This window comes from Kribbella aluminosa (genome assembly GCF_017876295.1).
Taxonomy (GTDB): domain Bacteria; phylum Actinomycetota; class Actinomycetes; order Propionibacteriales; family Kribbellaceae; genus Kribbella; species Kribbella aluminosa.
Genome location: NZ_JAGINT010000001.1, coordinates 1,211,636 through 1,228,943, shown reverse-complemented (window position 1 = coordinate 1,228,943; position 17,308 = coordinate 1,211,636). Strand labels below are relative to the sequence as shown.

Genomic DNA, 17,308 nt, shown 5'->3' with positions numbered 1-17,308 from the left:
GCTACCCGAGGGAGAGCGCGACGCCGTCGAGGATGTCGTGTTCGGAGATGGTGAGGGACGTGATCGGGAGGCGGTCGACGAGGCGTTGGAGGATGAGGGCGCCGGCGCCGATGACGTCCACGCGGCCGGGGTGGATGGAGTGCACGGCGGCTCGAGCGGCGTGGGTCGAGGTGGTCAGCCAGGTGGTGGTTTCGCGGAGTTGAGCTGTGGTGAGGCGGGCATGGTGTACGGCGGTCCGGTCGTACTCCGGGAGGTCCAGGGCCACTGCGGCGACGGTGGTGGCGGTGCCGGCTACGGCGATCAGGGCGCGGGCCTCGTGCAGCGGGACTGTGGTGGTGTCGAGGAGGGCGTCGATGTCGCGGGCGATCGCGGCCAGTTCGGCGGGGGTGGTCGGGTCGGTGGTGACGTGGCGCTCGGTCAGGCGGACGGAGCCGATGTCGAGGGACTGGGCCGCTCGTACGCCGGTCCTGTCGCCCAGCACCAGCTCCGTGGAGCCGCCGCCGATGTCGGTCACGAGATACGGCTCCGGGAGGTCGAGCGCGGTGGTGGCGCCGCGGAAGCTCAGCTCGGCTTCTTCGTCGCCGGAGATGATGTCCGGACGAACGCCGAGGCGCTGCTCGATGCCGGCGAAGAACGCGTCCCGGTTGCTGACGTCGCGGGCCGCCGAAGTGGCGACGAAGCGGATCCTGCTGACGTCCTTGGACCGGACAACCGCTGCGAATTCCTCAGCTGCCGAGAAGACCCGCTCCAGGGCTTCTGGCGCGAAGGCGCCGGTCGCGTCCACGCCCTGACCCAGCCGGACGATCGTCATCCGGCGGTCCACTTCCTGTAGCTCACCGTCCGTCAGCTCCGCGATGAGCAGCCGGATGGAGTTGGTACCGCAGTCGATCGCGGCGACCCGGTCAGACACAGGGGCCCCGGCGGCCCCAGTCCTCCAGCGTCGCGAGGGCTTCGTCGCCCAACGGGTTGACGCCTGGGCCGGCTGCCAGCGAATGGCCGACCAGAACGTGGAGGCATTTGACCCGGGTGGGCATGCCGCCGGCGGTGATGCCGGAGATTTGCTCGACGTGTTCGATGGACTCACGGTGGGCGAGGTACGACTCGTGGGCGGCGCGGTAGCGACCTGCCAGCTCCTCGTCGTCGGCCAGACGGTCGGTCATTTCCTTCATCAGGCCCGAGGACTCGAGGGTCCCGATCGCGGACGCCAGCCGCGGGCAGGTCACGTAGTACGTCGTGGGGAACGGCGTGCCGTCCGGCAGGCGCGGCTCGGTCTCGACGACGTCGGGAAGGCCGCAGCTGCAGCGGTGGGCGATCGAGCGGATGCCGCGGGCGGTCCGGCCGAGTTGCTTACTGACTGCTTCCTGGTCGGAAGGGCTGACGGTCACTTGGTCACCTTAGGTGACGGCGCCGGCGGGTTGCCGGCGCCTTCCACACTCCCCCAGAGCTTCGTGTACCAGGTCGGCTTCTGCGCGTCCGCCGTACCGTTGGCCGGCGTCGACGGCTCCGGAGGTGCGCCGACCGGTTTCCCGTCGGCGCCGATCACGCGGTACCCGACCTCGCCCGGCATCACCCAGCCGAGCCGCTGCCGCGCCTGCGCCTTCACGTACGCGTCGTCCTTCCAGCGGGCGAGCTCGTCGTTCAGCTCGCCGACGCGCTTCTCCCGGTCCCGGATCTCCTGGTTCAGCGCGCTGATCTGCTGGTGCTGGTCGAACCACACCCGCAGGCTCTGCGCGTACGACACGATCAGCGCACCCAGCACCAGCAGCACGACGGCCGCCCGTCCCGTCAGGTTGCGGGACCCGCGGGTCCGCTCGGGCTCGGCCGGTGTCCCCGCCGTACGGCGTTTCGGCTGGTCGCCCCGCCGGGCCGGTGGACGCGACTGGGTCCGGCTCGACGGACGCGAGCCGGGTCGTGCACCAGAATCCCGACGGGACGGCATACGGCAAACCTCCTGGTCTAACCCTGGAACCGCGGGAAGGCCGAGCGACCGGCGTACGTCGCCGCGTCGTCGAGCTCCTCCTCGATCCGGAGCAGCTGGTTGTACTTCGCGGTGCGGTCGGACCGGGCCGGGGCGCCGGACTTGATCTGGCCGCAGTTGGTCGCCACCGCGAGGTCGGCGATCGTGGTGTCCTCGGTCTCGCCCGAGCGGTGGCTCATCATGCAGGTGAACCCGTTGCGGTGCGCGAGGTCGACAGCGTCCAGGGTCTCGGTCAGTGAGCCGATCTGGTTCACCTTGACCAGCAGGCTGTTCGCGGACTTCTCGGTGATGCCGCGCTGCAGCCGCTCGACGTTGGTGACGAACAGGTCGTCGCCGACGATCTGGATCTTGCTGCCGAGCTCACCGGTGATGGCCTTCCAGCCGTCCCAGTCCTCCTCGTTCAGCGGGTCCTCGATCGAGACGATCGGGTACGACGACACCAGGTCGGCGTAGTACGCGATCATCTCGTCGGCGGACTTCTTGCCGCCCTCGAACGCGTACACACCCTCGGTGAAGAACTCGCTCGCGGCCACGTCCATGGCCAGCGCGATGTCCTTGCCCGGCTGCAGGCCGGCCTTCTCGATCGCGACCAGGATCAGGTCCAGGGCGGCCCGGTTGCTGTCCAGGTTCGGCGCGAAGCCGCCCTCGTCGCCGAGGCCGGTGGACAGGCCGCGCTCCTTCAGCACCGCCTTCAGCGCGTGGTAGACGGTCGCGCCCTGCATCAGCGCCTCGCCGTACGTCGCGGCGCCGATCGGGGCGATCATGAACTCCTGGACGTCGACGTTGCTGTCCGCGTGCGCGCCGCCGTTCAGGATGTTCATCATCGGCACCGGCAGGACGTGCGCGTTCGGGCCGCCGACGTACCGGAACAGCGGCAGGCCGGAGCTGTCCGCGGCGGCCTTCGCGACCGCCAGGCTGACGCCGAGGATCGCGTTCGCGCCGAGCTTGGCCTTGTTCGGGGTGCCGTCCAGGTCGAGGAGCGCCTGGTCGATCAGCCGCTGCTCGTGGACGTCGTACCCGACGATCTCCTTGTCGATGTCCTCGAGGATCGCGGTGACGGCCTTCTGGACGCCCTTGCCGCCGTACCGCTCCTTGTCGCCGTCGCGCAGTTCCACGGCCTCGAACTGGCCGGTGGACGCGCCCGACGGGACGGCCGCGCGGGCAATGGTGTCGTCGTCGAGCAGAACCTCGACCTCGACAGTGGGGTTGCCGCGCGAGTCGAGGATCTCGCGCGCGCCGACGGCCTCGATGGTGGCCACATTGACTCCCAAGTTCTCGATGACGAATCGCTCCCGAGCCTAGCCCCCAGACCACCGGGCTCAGTGGACCGCGTCACTGCCAACAATCGCATCCGGAGGTACCTCTCGCGTCAGTAACACTCCGTTGGGCGCCCGATAGACCGCGAGATTGCCCGGATCCACGCCCAGCAAGACTTCTACGCTCGTCCGCCGTCCGACCCGGCTGTCCTTCGCAGCCGCCAGATGCACGTGGGTACGCCGCCCCGCGCGCAACCCTTGGCAAGCACGGATCCGCTCGCCGTCGACCTGCAGCCGCCGCTTGTCGTTCTCCCGTACGGCGACGCCCAGGCGCTCACGGGTCAGCTGGAGAACTCGCAGTACGTCGGTGATCGCCGCCCAGCCGTCCATACTCATCGTGAGACCGCGTTCACCCGCTGTATGGCGCAGGAGCTGGAGATCGCGTGGCTGTCGCGGCTCATCCCAGCGCCTTCCTCAGCCCGTCCACCCGGTCGTCGCGGCCCGGTCGGGTGATCACGTAGTACCGCACCGGCGGCAGGTCCTTGACGGGAACCTTCCGGACGGCGCTCGTCGTACGGACCGAACCGTTGACGACCGCTGGTCCGATACCGAGACGCACGAAGTGGACCAGCAGTTCCCAGCCTTCCGCCTCCACCGCCACGGACCACCGGATGCTCTGGTCGAGCAAACTCCGCTCCAGTTGCTGCCGGTGCGGGCGATCCCTCGGCGGTACGACGATGGCCTCGTCCTGGAGGTCCTTCAACCGGACGGTACGACGGCCCGCGAGGCGGTGGTCGTTGCGCACCGGTCGACCCCCACCGCTACCTCTTCAAGTGTTGGGTGGCAACGGAGAGGGCGGTGCTGCGGGATCTACAGGCCGAACGAGCGGCGGGCGTCGGCTAGGCCCTTCTGGTTGTCTTCCGGCCCAGAGATGCCGGTCAGGAGGTTGGTGGTGATGCGCCAGGCGAAGTAGCCGGCCTGGACGGCGTAGCGGACGCGGAGGAAGACCTCCAGGCCTTCCCGGAGCTCGTCGGCCAGGTCGGGGCGTCGCTCTAGGTACGCCGGTACGACGGGGCGCCCGACGTACATGGCGGCGGACGCGACGTCGTACAGGATCGGTCCCCGCATCGCGCTGCCCCAGTCGATGAGGGCGACGCGACCGTCGGCCTGTCGCCGGAAGGCCTCCGCGGCCGGGTCGCCGTGCAGCCAAGCCCACGACACCGGCCCCAGCGCGATCGCCTCCGCGACCGCCCCCTCGACAGCCGGCCGAATCCACGGATCGAGATCCAGCGAACCCTCGAACGGCAGCAGGAAACGGAGCCAGTCACCGGTCTCCCCGGATGCGACCGGCGCCGCCGAGTGCACCCGCCCGAGCACGTCCCCGATCGCCGCCTGATCGAAAGGCACCAGCTCTTCCCCGTCGACATACTCCAGTACGGCGACCTGCCGCCCGTCGACCCGCTCCACCAGCCGACCGCGCTTACTCACCCGCGGCCGTCCCGTCGGCACGCCCGCGTCGTCCAGGCGTACAGCCAGCTTCAATCCAGGCTCGAACCCCGCGTCATCCGGCCCGACCGCCTTCAGAACCACCCGATCCGCTCCGGTCGACGCCAGCCAGGTGACCGAGTTCATCCCCCCGGTGAGCACCTCCAGCGTTGCGTGCTTCAGGTCCCAGTGCTCCCGCAGTACCTCAGCAACATCCACCCGCTCCACCCTGCCAGGCCCAGCAACAGACTCGCACCCGCATTTCAACCATCGTAAGATCGGAAATCATGAGTGACGGTCTCGGCGACCTGCTGGCTGACTTGGCTGACGCACATGGCCCGGTGACGGACGAAGAACTCGCGCATACATGTTCGCGGTGGGTCTGCGGTGTAATGTTTCCCCTTGTGGATAAGGGAAAACCGCCCCACGCGCGAGTTGGCGAGGCAAGCGGGGTTGGCGTAGAATCGAACACATGTTCGAGGAAGCTCTGGAAGCACTCCGCACCCGCGACCTGCTGGAAGAGGCCGCGCAGTGCCGCGTGATCGCCAACGGGGCCGACGCTCGGGTGCTGGAGTGCGCCCAGATCTACGCCGACCGCTACCACCCGTCCGTCTGCGCCGTCCGGCCCGCCCGCCGGATGGCCGACGGGCGGGAACGGTCTGTGGTCCTGGGCGGTGACGGCTGTCCGGAGATCGCCGAGTTCGCGATCGCCGAGTTCGGGGTCGTACTCGGAGTCTCGCCCGGCGTCGCCCGTGACCTGATCGCCGACGCCCTCGCGCTACGGCACCGGTTCCCGGAGACCTGGGCCCGGATCCTTGCCAGTGAAGCCACCCCCTGGAAGGCGCGCCAACTCGTGCGCGCCTGCACCAAGCTCGACCAGGCCGGCGCCGCCTACGTCGACCAGCGGGTCGCGCACGTCGTGGACACGCTCCCGCCGTACCGGCTGGACAAAATCATCACCGCCGCCAAGAAGTGCGCCGACCCCGCCGTGGCCGCCGACGAAGCCGCCCAGGCCGCCGACGAACGCGGCGTCTACGTCGGACGCGGCGACAAACACGGCAACAAAACCATCTACATCAAAGCCGGCGCCGCCGCCGTCAACCGGTTCGACGCCAGGATCACCGAGCTCACCGACGCCCTGAAAAGCCTCGGCGACACCCGCCCGATCCAGCACCGCCGCGCCCAGGCCATCGAGATCATGAGCGATCCCCGCTTCACCCAAGAACTCCTCACCCAAGCCCGCAACCAAGCCCCGCCCAGTGGCCAAGCCCAGCCGGACATCCACCCGCAGACCCACAGCGAGACTCGACCAGATGACCGGGCGGAGTCCGCCGGCGAAGCTCGATCCGGGAAGGAGACGCAGCCCGGGAACGGCGCCCAGCCCGAGGAACAGGCTCGAGCCGACAGCCAGGACGGCTCCGACCGCGAGCCTCGGGCCGAGGAACAGGCCCCGACCTACGACAGGTCCTACGACCGGGTCCCGTCCGGCGATGAAGCCTTGTCCGACGACCAGGCACTGTCCGCCGATCAGGCTCGATCTGGGGAGCGGGATTGGTGCGATGGCCGGGCTCGAGCCGACTTGGTGGAGCCGTTCGGGCCGTGGGAGGACCCGTGGCTGGAAGCCGCCGGGCCCTACGACTCCGACCCGCCGAGCGACCCGTTCGACCGGCGGACAGCGACCGAGGCCACCGACGCTGCCGGCGAACCCGCTGAAGGTTCGCCGATGGATGCTGCCGCGGTGCGGGCGCTCGGTGCCCGGCTCGTGCAGATCAAGCACGACACCTACACCAACCCCAGCTATCTCACTCAGTCCAAGGGGCAGGTACGTCCGGGGCAGACCGAGGTCGTCGTACACCTGACCGACCACACCGCAGCCACCAGCACGGGCGTGCTGCGCGCCGAAGGCATCGGGCCGCTGCTGGCGGCTCAGCTGACCGAACTCATCGGGCATGGTCCGTACACGGTGCAGCCGGTGATCGACCTGAACGACGTGGTCGCCGTCGATGCGTACGAGATCCCGTCCCGGATCCGGGATCGGGTGAAGCTGACGTACCCGGTCGAGTTGTTCCCGTACGGCACCCGCGAAACCAGTCACACCATCGACTTGGACCACATCGAGCCGTACGACCCGCGCGGGCCTGCCAAGCAGACCAGTACCACCAACCTGGCACCCCTGAGTCGTTTCGGGCACCGGGTAAAGACGCACGCGCGGGGCTGGAGCGCGCGCCGCATCGACCACAGGACGCTGGAGTGGACCACTCCGAACGGGTTCGCCTTCCACGTCGACCCCGAAGGGACCCACCGCGTCGACCGGCCACGTCCGACCGGGCTGACACCCGCCCAGTCGCCGCTATCACCTCTGCGTTCAGCCAGCGCCGGGTCTGGCCACGACGCGCCACCGGACGCCAAGGCAGGTGACGCATGAACAACGGCGGTCTCGTGCCTGGCCAGCGCCTCTGGCGTCCAGCTGAGCTTGGCCGGGGATCGCACCGCGAGCCGTCGGCATTGGTTCACATCTCGCACGCGCCTCGCGCTGGTGAACGTCACCTCGGCGCTCGTCGCCGCGAGCATGCCCCGCACGACAGCAACACCATCCGGGCCGGAAGCTCTTCGATTCAGAGCCCGCGTTGTGACCTGGTCTGGTCGTTCTCGACGGCGCGGAGCTCGGCTGCGAGTTGGAGCACGGCGCCGCGGAGCGCCTGTTCGGCGTCGATTCCGGCGTTGCGGCCCTCGAGAACCAGCTCCAGGGCTCGCTGCCCGATACGTTCGGTGTCGTTGGAGGGTTCGGCTGCGGGGAGCCCGGCGGGGAGGAGCTTGGCGGCGCGGCCGAGGATCTTGTCGGCGAGGGCCAGGGCGGGGAGGGCGAGCGGGATGCCTTCGAGGACCGAGGAGCGTTGCTTTTCGGTGGCCTTGATGGCTTCCCAGTTGGCCTCTACCGCGGCGGCGTCGGCTGCGTCGACATTGCCGAAGACGTGTGGGTGGCGGCGGATGAGTTTCTCGACGATGCCGCCGGCCACGTCGTCGATGGTGAAGCCTTCGTCGCCGGCGTCCTCGGCGACGCGGGAGTGGAAGGCGACCTGGAGGAGCAGGTCGCCGAGCTCCTCGCGGAGGTGGTCGCGGTCGCCGGTGTCGATCGCCTCGAGGGTCTCGTACGTCTCCTCGAGCAGGTACTTCGCCAGGCTCTCGTGGGTCTGTTCCTGGTCCCACGGGCAGTTCCGTCGCAGCCGGTCCATCACCTGGACCAGGTCGATCAGCCTGGCTCCCGGTACGTCGTACGAGCCGTGCAGGATCTCCACGTCGTACGGCGGGCGTGGTTCGCGGGCGACCTGCTCGGCGACCACGTGCAGCAGCTCCGGCTCCCCGTCTGCGCCGACAAGCCACGCGACGTCGCGGCCGGCCTCGGCGGCGGACGACAGCCAGCTCCAGTGCTCGCCGACATCACCCTCGACCTGGGTAACCGCCAGCCCGGACCCGACCACAGCCTGCACGTCGCCCCGCAGCACCCGCCCGCCGGCACCAGACCCGCCGGCACCCAACGCGCCGGCGCCGATCTCGGTGGCCCCGGCCAGGGTTTGCCAGGCGGCGCGGGTCAGTAGGCCCGGTGCCACCCGTGGGCTGGTCACCAGGACCGTGATCCGGCCCGTCGGTCGGCGTACGTCGGTCACCGGGTCAGGCTCAGCCCTGGCCCTGGCCTTGGGCCTGCTGGGCGGCGGCCTGGGCGGCCTTGCGCTTGGCGGCGGTCTGGGGGGATTCCTTCGACAGCGACCCGGAGATCGTGTTGTCGAGGGTGCCGTCGCTCCACTTGCCGAACCGCGGCGCGACCGAGACGTCGATGCCCTTCGAGGCCTCGCGGACCGCGAGCACGCCCTGCTGCAGCTTGGCCTGGTTCTGCAGGTCCTTGATGGTGCCGCCGGCCAGCTTGACGGTGATCACCGACGCCGTACCGACCGAGTTCAGGAAGTCGCGCGTGTCCGCGGAGGCCTGGAACTTCTGGTACATCGTGCCGTCCTCGCCGACCGAGCTGAGCGCCGCGGCGGCGGTCTCGGCCGGGGTGACCGAGATCGACTTCTGCTGCCCGATCTCGGAGACCAGCGCGTTGCTGACCAGGATGTTCAGCGCCGCAACCGTGCCGAAGTTCTGGCCGAGCGCCGAGCTGACCGCGCGCGAGGTGTTGTCGACGTCGCTGACGCTGATCTCGGTCTTGCCGACGACGGCCGCCGCGCCCGGGTGCGTACCCGCCGCGCAACCGCCGGTCAGCAGCACGATCGCCGCCACCGCACCCAGAGCCCGAAGCCGTGTGCTCACCGAATCTCCTCGTATCTCAATAAAGGTCTCACGCCGGCACCACAATAGGTTCGGCGATCACGTCGTCGATCAACCGGGTGCACCAGTGCAGCAGCTCCTGGTCCCGGAGCGGCTGCCCGCCGATCTGCCTGGTCGCTGGTCTCGGCACCAGAATGGTATGCAACTGCGGCTTCACCAGACTCTTCGGGTACAGCCTGTTCAGCCGCAGCACCTTCGAGTCCGGCAGCTCGACCGGCCCGAACCGGATCAGGTTCCCCTGCAGCGTGACGTCGTGCAGCCCCGCCCGGCGGGCGTGGTTACGGAACTTCGCCACCTCGACCAGGTTCAGCACCGGCTGCGGGATGTCGCCGTACCGGTCGTGCAGTTCCTCGACCAGTTCGGCGATGCCCTCGTCGTCCCGTACGGCGGCCAGCCGCTGGTACATCTCCAGCCGGAGCCGCTGCGACGGGATGTAGTCGTGCGGCAGGTGCGCGTCGATCGGGAGCTCGATCTTGACCTCGGGCTCCTCCGCCTGGGTGTCGCCGCGGTACTCCGCGACCGCCTCGCCGACGAGCCGCACGTACAGGTCGAAACCGACGTCGGCGATGTGCCCGGACTGTTCGCCGCCGAGCAGGTTACCGGCGCCGCGGATCTCCAGGTCCTTCATCGCGACCGCCATACCGCCGCCCAGGTCGGCGTGCTGCGCGATCGTCGCCAGCCGGTCGTGGGCGGTCTCGGTGAGCGGCTTCTCCGGCGGGAAGAAGAAGTACGCGTACGCCCGCTCGCGGCCACGGCCGACCCGGCCGCGGAGCTGGTGCAGCTGGGACAGGCCGAGCAGGTCGGAGCGCTCGATGATCATCGTGTTCGCGTTCGAGATGTCGATGCCGGACTCGACGATCGTCGTACAGACGATGACGTCCGACTGCTTCTCCCAGAAGCCCTGGATCACGTTCTCGAGCGTGTGCTCGTTCATCTGGCCGTGCGCGACCGAGACCCGGGCCTCGGGCACCAGCTGGCGGATCCGGGCGGCCGCCTTCTCGATCGTGTTCACCCGGTTGTGGACGACGAAGACCTGGCCCTCGCGGAGCAGCTCGCGCCGGATCGCGGCGGTCACCTGGTGCTCGTCGTACGCGCCGACGAACGTCAGCACCGGGTGCCGTTCCTCCGGTGGGGTGGCGATCGTGGACATCTCGCGGATCCCGGTGATCGACATCTCCAGCGTCCGCGGGATCGGCGTCGCGGACATCGTGAGTACGTCGACCGCGGTCCGCAGCCGCTTCAGCTGCTCCTTGTGCTCGACGCCGAACCGCTGCTCCTCGTCGACGATCACCAGGCCGAGGTCCTTGAACGCGACCTCGCCGCTGAACAGCCGGTGCGTCCCGATGACCACGTCGACCGAGCCGTCGGCGAGACCGTCGATCGTGGCCTTGGCCTCCTTGTCGGTCTGGAAACGCGACAGCGGAGCCACGTTCACCGGGAACGCGGCGTACCGCTCGGCGAAGGTCGCGTAGTGCTGCTGCACGAGCAGGGTCGTCGGCACGAGCACGGCGACCTGCTTGCCGTCCTGCACCGCCTTGAAGGCCGCGCGTACGGCGATCTCGGTCTTGCCGTAGCCGACGTCACCGCAGACGATCCGGTCCATCGGCATGACGCGTTCCATGTCGTGCTTCACGTCGTCGATGGTGGCCAGCTGGTCGGGCGTCTCGACGAACGGGAACGCGTCCTCCAGCTCACGCTGCCACGGGGTGTCCTTCGCGAAGGCGTGCCCCTTCGTCGCCTGGCGCGCGGCGTACAGCTTGATCAGCTCACCGGCGATCTGGCGGACCGCCTTGCGCGCGCGGCCCTTGCGCTTGGCCCAGTCGCCGCCGCCCATCTTGTCCAGAGTCGGCTGCTCGCCGCCGACGTACCGCGTGACCTGGTCGAGCTGATCGGTCGGCACGTACAACCGGTCGCCGGGCTGCCCGCGCTTGCTCGCCGCGAACTCGATCACGACGTACTCGCGGGTGGCCCTCTGGGAACCGGTGCCGACGGTCCGCTGCATCATCTCGACGTACCGGCCGACGCCGTGCTGCTCGTGTACGACGAAGTCGCCCGGCTGCAGCTCGAGCGGGTCGATCGTCTTCTTCCGCCGGGACGGCATCCGTTGCTGGGAACGGCGTTCGGCCGCCGAGCGCTGCCCGGCCAGGTCGTTCTCGGTGAGTACGGCGAACTTGATGCCGTCGGCAATGAACCCGTGCTCGAGCTGCCCCTGCGAGATCAGTACGACACCCGGCTCCGGGATACCCTCGATGCCCTCGACCGCGCGCGCCGGCAGCTCGGCCTCGGAGAACACCTCGGCCAGTCGCTGCGCGGGACCGTGCCCTTCGGTGACGCAGACGACCCGCCAGCCGTCCCGCAGCCAGCCGCGGATGTCCTCGGTCGCCGCACCGGTCTCACCGCGGTACGGGTCGACCTCGTGGACGGCGAGGATCTTGCTGGTCACCGCGCCGGACTCGGTGTCGATGTCGAACGCGACCCGCTCGCCCATCGAGTCCCGCAGGTCCTCCGAGTCGGTCGGTGCGGCCGCGAACGGCGACAGGCTCCACCACGCGAGCCCCCTGCTCAGCGCCTGCGAGCGGACGTCTCCGAGCGACATGTACGCCGCCGCGCCCAGGTCGATCGGCGCCTCGCCGCCACCCGCGGCCGCGGCCCACGACGCCTCCAGGAACTCCTGGCTGGTCGCGACCAGGTCGTGCGCCCGGGCCCGGACCCGCTCCGGGTCGCTGACGACCACGTGCGTACCGGCCGGCATCAGGTCGACGAGCAACTCCATGTCGTCGACCAGCACCGGCGCCAGCGACTCCATGCCCTCGACCGCGTGGCCCTCGGCAAGTTTCTCGAACAGCTCGGCCAGCTCGGGGTGTTCCTTCGCGAGTACACCGGCCCGCGCGCGCACCTCGTCGGTGAGCAGCAGCTCCCGGCAGGGCGGAGCCCACAGACCGTGCGCGGCGATCTCCAGCGAGCGCTGGTCGGCGACGGCGAAGTACCGGATCTCCTCGACGTCGTCGCCGAAGAAGTCCACCCGCATCGGGTGCTCCTCGGTCGGCGGGAACACGTCGATGATGCCGCCCCGGACCGCGAACTCACCGCGCCGCTCCACCAGGTCGACCCGGTGGTACGCCGCCCCGGCGAGCCGCTCGACGACGTCCTCGAGCTCGACCGTGTCGCCGACGTGCAACTGCACCGGCTTCAGGTCCGCGAGGCCCGCGACCTGCGGCTGCAGCACGGACCGGACCGGCGCGACCAGGATCCGGATCGGGCCGGTGGTCTCGTCGGACGGATCCGGGTGCACGAGACGCCGCAGTACGGCGAGCCGCCGGCCGACCGTGTCCGACCGAGGGCTGAGCCGCTCGTGCGGAAGGGTCTCCCAGGCGGGGTAGTACGCGACCGCGCCGGGCTCCTCGACGAGGCACTGCAGCGCCTCGGTGAGCTCTTCGGCCTCGCGGAAGGTGGCGGTGACCGCGAGCACCGGGCGGTCGGCGCCGTTCTGGGCCGCGGCGATCGCGGCGAGCAGGACCGGGCGCACCGGCGTGGGTGCGCTCAGGTCGAGGGTCGTGACACTCTCAGCGCGGGCGTCACGAACGGCCTCGGACACCACCGGATCGGTGATCAGGGTGTCGACCAGACCGCTGAGCTTCACGAGTTGTCCAGCTTCAAGAGTTGTACTTCCCTTGGGTTGCTTCGAGGCCGTCGGTGAGCAGGGACTCGACGGCGTCCGCGGTCCGGTCGACGGCGAACGGGAGGTCCTTGCGTTCGGCCGCGGAGAACTCGTTGAGGACGAAGTCGGCGGGCGCCTGCCGGCCCGGCGGACGACCCACACCGAACCGGACTCGATAGTACTCACCGGTGCCAAGCGATTTGCGCAGCGATTTCAGCCCTTGGTGGCCGTTGTCGCCGCCGCCGAACTTGCACCGCAGGACGCCGAAGTCGATGTCCAGCTCGTCGTGCACGACGACCAGGTTGGCCGGCTCCAGCTTGAAGAACTTCAGCAGCGCGGACACCGGGCCGCCGGACTCGTTCATGTACGAACGGGGTTTGGCCAGCACCGTCCGCAGCCCGCTGATCCGGGTCTCGATCACCTCGGCCCTGACCTGCTTGCTCTGCTTCCACTTCGCCCCGGTCCGGGCGGCCAGCTCGTCGGCGACCAGGTGCCCGATGTTGTGCCGGGTGCGGGCATACGAAGGGCCGGGATTCCCCAGTCCGACGACCAACCACACGTCGTCCGCCACGGATCCCGGCCCTCCCGAAGTTCTGCTGTTCGCTGCCGAGCTGCAGACTACTCGGCGGCGGCGGCCACCGGCTCGGCGGCGGCATCGGCGCTCTCGCCGCCCTCGGTGTCGGCCTCGAGCTGCTCGGCCGTCGGCTGCGCGGTGACGTTCACGATCAGGGTGTCCGGCTCGATCGCCAGCGTGGAGCCGGCCGGCAGGGTCAGGTCGGACGCGTGCAGCTGCGCGCCGATCTCCAGGCCCTCGATGGAGACCACGATGTGGGTCGGGATGTCGGTGGCCTCGGCCTCGACCAGGATCGACGCGTGCTCGGTGACGACCAGCGCGTCCGAGACGGCCTCGCCCTCGAGGTGCACGGCGACCTCGACCTGGACCTTCTCGCCGCGCCGGACGATGACCAGGTCGACGTGCTCGATGAAGCCCTTGATCGGGTCGCGCTGGACCTGCTTCGGCAGCGCCAGGTGGGACTCGCCGCCCTCGACCTCGATCAGCAGCAGGGCGTTGGCGGTCTTCAGGGCCAGCATGGTGTCGTGACCGGGCAGCGTGATGTGCACCGGGTCACTGCCGTGGCCGTAGAGGACGGCGGGAACCTTGTTGTCCCGGCGGATTCGGCGGGCAGCACCCTTGCCGAACTCCGTACGCGATTCGGCTTGGATCTTGACCTCGGCCACGACTGAACTCCTCAAAGCGTTGCGGTGATCTGTTGTCTGGATAACTCGGGTGCGGCCTCAGCGGGCGCCCTGCTGACCCCGGAGAAGGCGTCAGGCAACGAACCACCGCGTCGATCACGGAGCCGCGCCCAACAGTTCTCGGGGGGCGTCCCTCGCCGAGGCAACCAAAACAGTCTACCCACGAGCGCGGCCAGACGGGAAATCCGTGGTACGAGGCCATTGTGCGACCGGTTGGGTGGCCCGTTTCGCGGACCGGCTCTGGGCTAAGTTGCCGGGGTGTACGCCGCGCCTCTCCTCCTGATCCTGCTGCTCCCGGCGGCCCTGATCAGCGGCCTGACCATGCTGGTCGTGTACGCCGCTCGCCGTCGGCGCAACGAGCTGATGCAGCGGGCGATGCAGGTGCAGTCGGTCGGCTGGAAACCGGTCCCGCCGAACCCGTGGCTGACGGAGATCGCCGCGAACCTGTTCCGGGAGGGCAACCCCGGCGAGACGTACGCCGGCGAGTACAACGGTCGCGGCATGTGTGTCCTCGATTACACCTACGTCACCAGCAACGGCAAGACCACCCAGACGCACCACGCCAACCTGGTCGCGCTGACCCTCCCGACCGCCCTGCCGCCGATCACGGTGACGCGCGAGAACGGCCTCCGGATGTTCCGCGGCCGTGACCTGGAACTCGAGAACCAGCAGTTCAACGAGCGCTTCCGGGTCGAATGCCTGGACGACCGGTACGGGTCGGCGGTGATGCACCCGCGGATGATGGAGTGCGTCCTCGCGAACCCTGGCCTGGAGTGGCAGATCGCCGGCAACGCCTTTATCTCCTGGAGCAACGGCAGCTTCGCCGTCCCGGACGTCTTCGCCCGCCTGCAGGCGATGACCCAACTGATCGACTTGCTCCCGCCGTTCGTGATCGAGGACTACGGGGTCAGGTGAGGGACGTCCAGACCTGGCGGAGAGCGCGGGCCGCGTCGCCTTCCAGGCCTGCGTCGTCGAGGGTCTCGGCGAGTTCGTCGAACTCCGGGCCCCAGCGCCAGGCGACCGCGCGCAACTGGTCGGGCAGGTTCGGGTCCTTCAGCGAACCGGCGTCCGCGCGGGTCTGCTGCGCGACGAGTGCGTCCGTCACGCCATGCTTCTCGGCGAGCTGGAACGCCAGAACGGCAAGCGCCGCCTTGCCTTTGTTGTAGAGCGCGTACGACGACTTCGCCGCACTGGCCGCGCCCGGCTCGGCACCGACGACCATCGGGGTGACCGCCGTACCCGTCCACCACCCGGCGACCTGGTCCGCCGCCGTACCGGAGAGCATCAGGTGCGTCGGGCTCGTCCCGCCGGTCGGCGGCGGGCCGACGACCCCGGCGTCCACGAAGGTCGCCTCGGGTACGGCGGACTGCGCCTCCCGCAGTGACATCGGCGACAACGGATTCGCCTCGACGTACACGCCGCCGAAGCCCGCGCGCCCGACCTGCCTCGCGATATCGACGGCACCCTGCGGTGCGCACGAACAAAGCACCGCTTCCGCCAGCGCGACCGCCTCAGCGAACGGCGTACCGATCAGACCGGCCTCGTCCGCCCGCACCTTGGAGGCCTCGCTGCGGCCAGCCGGCACCCAGTGAACCTCGTGGCCGGCCACAACCAGCTGAGCGGCGAGCTTCGAGCCCATCGCCCCGGGGTGGAACACAGCGATCCGCATGCGGCGTCCGATCTTCGATCCGGTCAGTCACCACCAAACCTATGTCAGTGATAGTGCGCGCCAAACCGTTGCCAACCCGCCGGATCCGTGTGCAGCGTGGAAGAAAACAGCGGCTCTCAGGGGGAGGGTTCATGAGTGAGAACGCAATTGGGCGCCGGCAGGCGCTCAGGGGTGTGGGTATCGCGGCAGGCGGGGTAGCGGTTGCCGGCCTGGCCACGGCCACGCCGGCTCTGGCGGACGGCGGCGAGAGCAACGGCTTAGCCGGCAGCTGGATGTGCGCGCGGCAGGACACCGGGTCGCCCGCCAAGATCCGGCTGGTGCTGAGTTTCGCCGGCGGCGGCGTGTTCCTGTCGCACGACATCAGCCCGGCCGGCCCGCCGTTCACCGGCACGTGGTCGTCCGAGGGGAAGTCGTTCCGGGTGACGATGTGGACCGGGCAGGCCGGTGCGCAGGGACCGAACTCACCCGGGCCGACGATCCGGGTGCGGGTGTGGGGCTCGGTGTCGCACGGGAAGCTCACAGCGAAGTACCAGGTCACCGTGTTCGCGCCGATGAGCGAAACCCAGGTCCTGAACACCGGCACCGGAACGGTCAGCGGCCGCCGAATCAGCCCCTGACGCGGGCGACGCGGCCCGGCGCCGGGCCTTCCACCCGGCGCCGGGCGGGGTGGTCAGGCGCGGCCGTCGAAGAGGCTGGTGACTGAGCCGTCCTCGAAGACCTCGCGGATCGCTCGGCTGATCAGCGGGGCGATCGACAGCTCGGTGAGCTTGTCGAAGCGGCGCTCCTCGGCGATCGGCAGCGTGTTCGTGACGATCACCTCGCTCGCCTGGCAGTTCTTCAGCCGGTCCACTGCCGGTCCGGACAGGATCGCGTGCGTGGCCGCGATCACCACGCCGGCCGCGCCCTCGGCGTACAGCGCGTCGGCGGCCTTGGTGATCGTGCCCGCGGTGTCGATCATGTCGTCGACCAGGATGCAGACCCGGCCCTTGACCTCGCCGACGACCCGGTTCGCGACCGTCTCGTTCGGGCGGTCGATGTCGCGGGTCTTGTGGATGAACGCCAGCGGCGCGCCGTTCAGCCGGGCGGACCACTGCTCGGCCACCTTGATCCGGCCGGCGTCCGGCGACACCACGGCCAGCTGCTGGTCGCCGTACTTCTCCGCCACGTACCTGCTGAGGATCGGCAGCGCCATCAGGTGGTCCACCGGGCCGTCGAAGAAGCCCTGGATCTGCGAGGTGTGCAGGTCCACGCAGATCAGCCGGTTCGCACCCGCGGTCTTGAACAGGTCGGCCATCAGCCGGGCCGAGATCGGCTCCCGGCCACGATGCTTCTTGTCCTGCCGGGCGTACCCGTAGAACGGCAGTACGACCGTGATCCGCTTGGCCGACGCCCGCTTCAGCGCGTCGACCATGATCAGCTGCTCCATGATCCACTCGTTGATCGGCGACGTGTGGCTCTGGATCACGAACGCGTCGCTGCCCCGCACCGACTCCTCGAACCGGACGTAGATCTCGCCGTTGGCGAAGTCGTACGCCTGGGTCGGGACCAGGCCGGAGCCGAGCTCCGCGGACACCTCCTCGGCGAGACCGGGATGGGCCCGGCCGGAGAAGACCATCAGGTTCTTCTCGGTGGTTCGTTTCATCCCGCTCATCGCCGCGCCTCCCGTTGTCCTCGCGTGTCCT

The 17,308-nt window shown here is 69.5% G+C and carries 17 protein-coding genes; 3 read left to right on the top strand and 14 right to left on the bottom strand.

The features are described from left to right. Position 1: 1 nt before the first annotated feature. The 7 genes from JOF29_RS06110 to JOF29_RS06080 all read right to left on the bottom strand — a co-directional run bounded on the left by JOF29_RS06110 (position 2) and on the right by JOF29_RS06080 (position 4,938). A complete protein-coding gene (locus tag JOF29_RS06110; RefSeq protein WP_209693250.1) occupies positions 2-910 on the bottom strand; it encodes a Ppx/GppA phosphatase family protein in 909 nt (302 codons plus the stop codon). Further along, positions 903-1,385, bottom strand: a complete 483-nt coding sequence (locus JOF29_RS06105; RefSeq protein ID WP_209693249.1) for a DUF501 domain-containing protein — start codon at positions 1,383-1,385, stop codon at positions 903-905. The genes JOF29_RS06110 and JOF29_RS06105 overlap by 8 nt, the downstream gene beginning before the upstream one ends. Then, positions 1,382-1,939 (bottom strand): FtsB family cell division protein, encoded by a 558-nt coding sequence (locus JOF29_RS06100; protein WP_209693248.1) that lies wholly within the window; start codon positions 1,937-1,939, stop codon positions 1,382-1,384. The genes JOF29_RS06105 and JOF29_RS06100 overlap by 4 nt, the downstream gene beginning before the upstream one ends. Positions 1,940-1,956: 17 nt before the next feature. Further along, positions 1,957-3,237 carry a phosphopyruvate hydratase gene (eno, locus tag JOF29_RS06095; RefSeq protein WP_209693247.1) on the bottom strand — a complete coding sequence of 427 codons (1,281 nt, stop codon included), beginning with the start codon at positions 3,235-3,237 and terminating at the stop codon, positions 1,957-1,959. Positions 3,238-3,297: 60 nt separating this feature from the next. Then, positions 3,298-3,663, bottom strand: coding sequence for an RNA 2'-phosphotransferase (locus JOF29_RS06090; RefSeq protein WP_281067298.1), 366 nt, complete (start codon positions 3,661-3,663; stop codon positions 3,298-3,300). Positions 3,664-3,691: 28 nt separating this feature from the next. After that, positions 3,692-4,039, bottom strand: a complete 348-nt coding sequence (locus JOF29_RS06085; protein ID WP_209693245.1) for a LysR family transcriptional regulator substrate-binding protein — start codon at positions 4,037-4,039, stop codon at positions 3,692-3,694. A 65-nt stretch (positions 4,040-4,104) separates the two neighbouring features. Continuing rightward, positions 4,105-4,938: a phosphotransferase enzyme family protein gene (locus JOF29_RS06080; RefSeq protein ID WP_209693244.1), complete on the bottom strand. Its 834-nt coding sequence runs from the start codon at positions 4,936-4,938 to the stop codon at positions 4,105-4,107. Between the two features lie 253 nt (positions 4,939-5,191). Here JOF29_RS06080 and JOF29_RS06075 point away from each other — a divergent pair, with 253 nt between their 5' ends. Next, complete coding sequence (locus tag JOF29_RS06075; RefSeq protein ID WP_209693243.1) at positions 5,192-7,144, top strand: 13E12 repeat family protein; 1,953 nt, start codon at positions 5,192-5,194, stop codon at positions 7,142-7,144. Positions 7,145-7,334: 190 nt separating this feature from the next. Here the strand turns inward: JOF29_RS06075 and JOF29_RS06070 are convergent, their stop codons facing one another. From JOF29_RS06070 to JOF29_RS06050, 5 genes are read right to left on the bottom strand one after another with little or no spacing between them, the layout of a single operon-like run. Next, positions 7,335-8,384 (bottom strand): nucleoside triphosphate pyrophosphohydrolase, encoded by a 1,050-nt coding sequence (locus JOF29_RS06070; protein ID WP_209693242.1) that lies wholly within the window; start codon positions 8,382-8,384, stop codon positions 7,335-7,337. Positions 8,385-8,394: 10 nt separating this feature from the next. Beyond that, entirely contained in the window at positions 8,395-9,024 is a 630-nt protein-coding gene (locus JOF29_RS06065; protein ID WP_209693241.1) for a SurA N-terminal domain-containing protein, read from the bottom strand. Positions 9,025-9,052: 28 nt separating this feature from the next. Further along, entirely contained in the window at positions 9,053-12,682 is a 3,630-nt protein-coding gene (gene mfd, locus JOF29_RS06060; protein WP_209693240.1) for a transcription-repair coupling factor, read from the bottom strand. Positions 12,683-12,695: 13 nt separating this feature from the next. Then, positions 12,696-13,271 (bottom strand): aminoacyl-tRNA hydrolase, encoded by a 576-nt coding sequence (pth, locus tag JOF29_RS06055; protein WP_209693239.1) that lies wholly within the window; start codon positions 13,269-13,271, stop codon positions 12,696-12,698. Positions 13,272-13,318: 47 nt separating this feature from the next. Beyond that, positions 13,319-13,939, bottom strand: coding sequence for a 50S ribosomal protein L25/general stress protein Ctc (locus JOF29_RS06050; protein ID WP_209693238.1), 621 nt, complete (start codon positions 13,937-13,939; stop codon positions 13,319-13,321). A gap of 276 nt (positions 13,940-14,215) precedes the next feature. Between JOF29_RS06050 and JOF29_RS06045 the strand changes: the two genes are divergently transcribed. After that, positions 14,216-14,872 (top strand): hypothetical protein, encoded by a 657-nt coding sequence (locus JOF29_RS06045; protein ID WP_209693237.1) that lies wholly within the window; start codon positions 14,216-14,218, stop codon positions 14,870-14,872. On the opposite strand, the gene JOF29_RS06040 is transcribed toward JOF29_RS06045, so the two are convergent. Further along, a complete protein-coding gene (locus tag JOF29_RS06040; RefSeq protein WP_209693236.1) occupies positions 14,865-15,626 on the bottom strand; it encodes a DUF1932 domain-containing protein in 762 nt (253 codons plus the stop codon). The genes JOF29_RS06045 and JOF29_RS06040 overlap by 8 nt on opposite strands. Before the next feature lie 131 nt (positions 15,627-15,757). On the opposite strand from JOF29_RS06040, the gene JOF29_RS06035 reads away from it, so the two are divergent. After that, on the top strand, positions 15,758-16,243 hold the full coding sequence (locus JOF29_RS06035; protein ID WP_209693235.1) for a hypothetical protein: 486 nt from the start codon (positions 15,758-15,760) through the stop codon (positions 16,241-16,243). 53 nt (positions 16,244-16,296) lie between these two features. Here JOF29_RS06035 and JOF29_RS06030 read toward each other — a convergent pair whose 3' ends face one another. Next, complete coding sequence (locus JOF29_RS06030; protein WP_209693234.1) at positions 16,297-17,277, bottom strand: ribose-phosphate diphosphokinase; 981 nt, start codon at positions 17,275-17,277, stop codon at positions 16,297-16,299. Between the last annotated feature and the right edge of the window lie 31 nt (positions 17,278-17,308).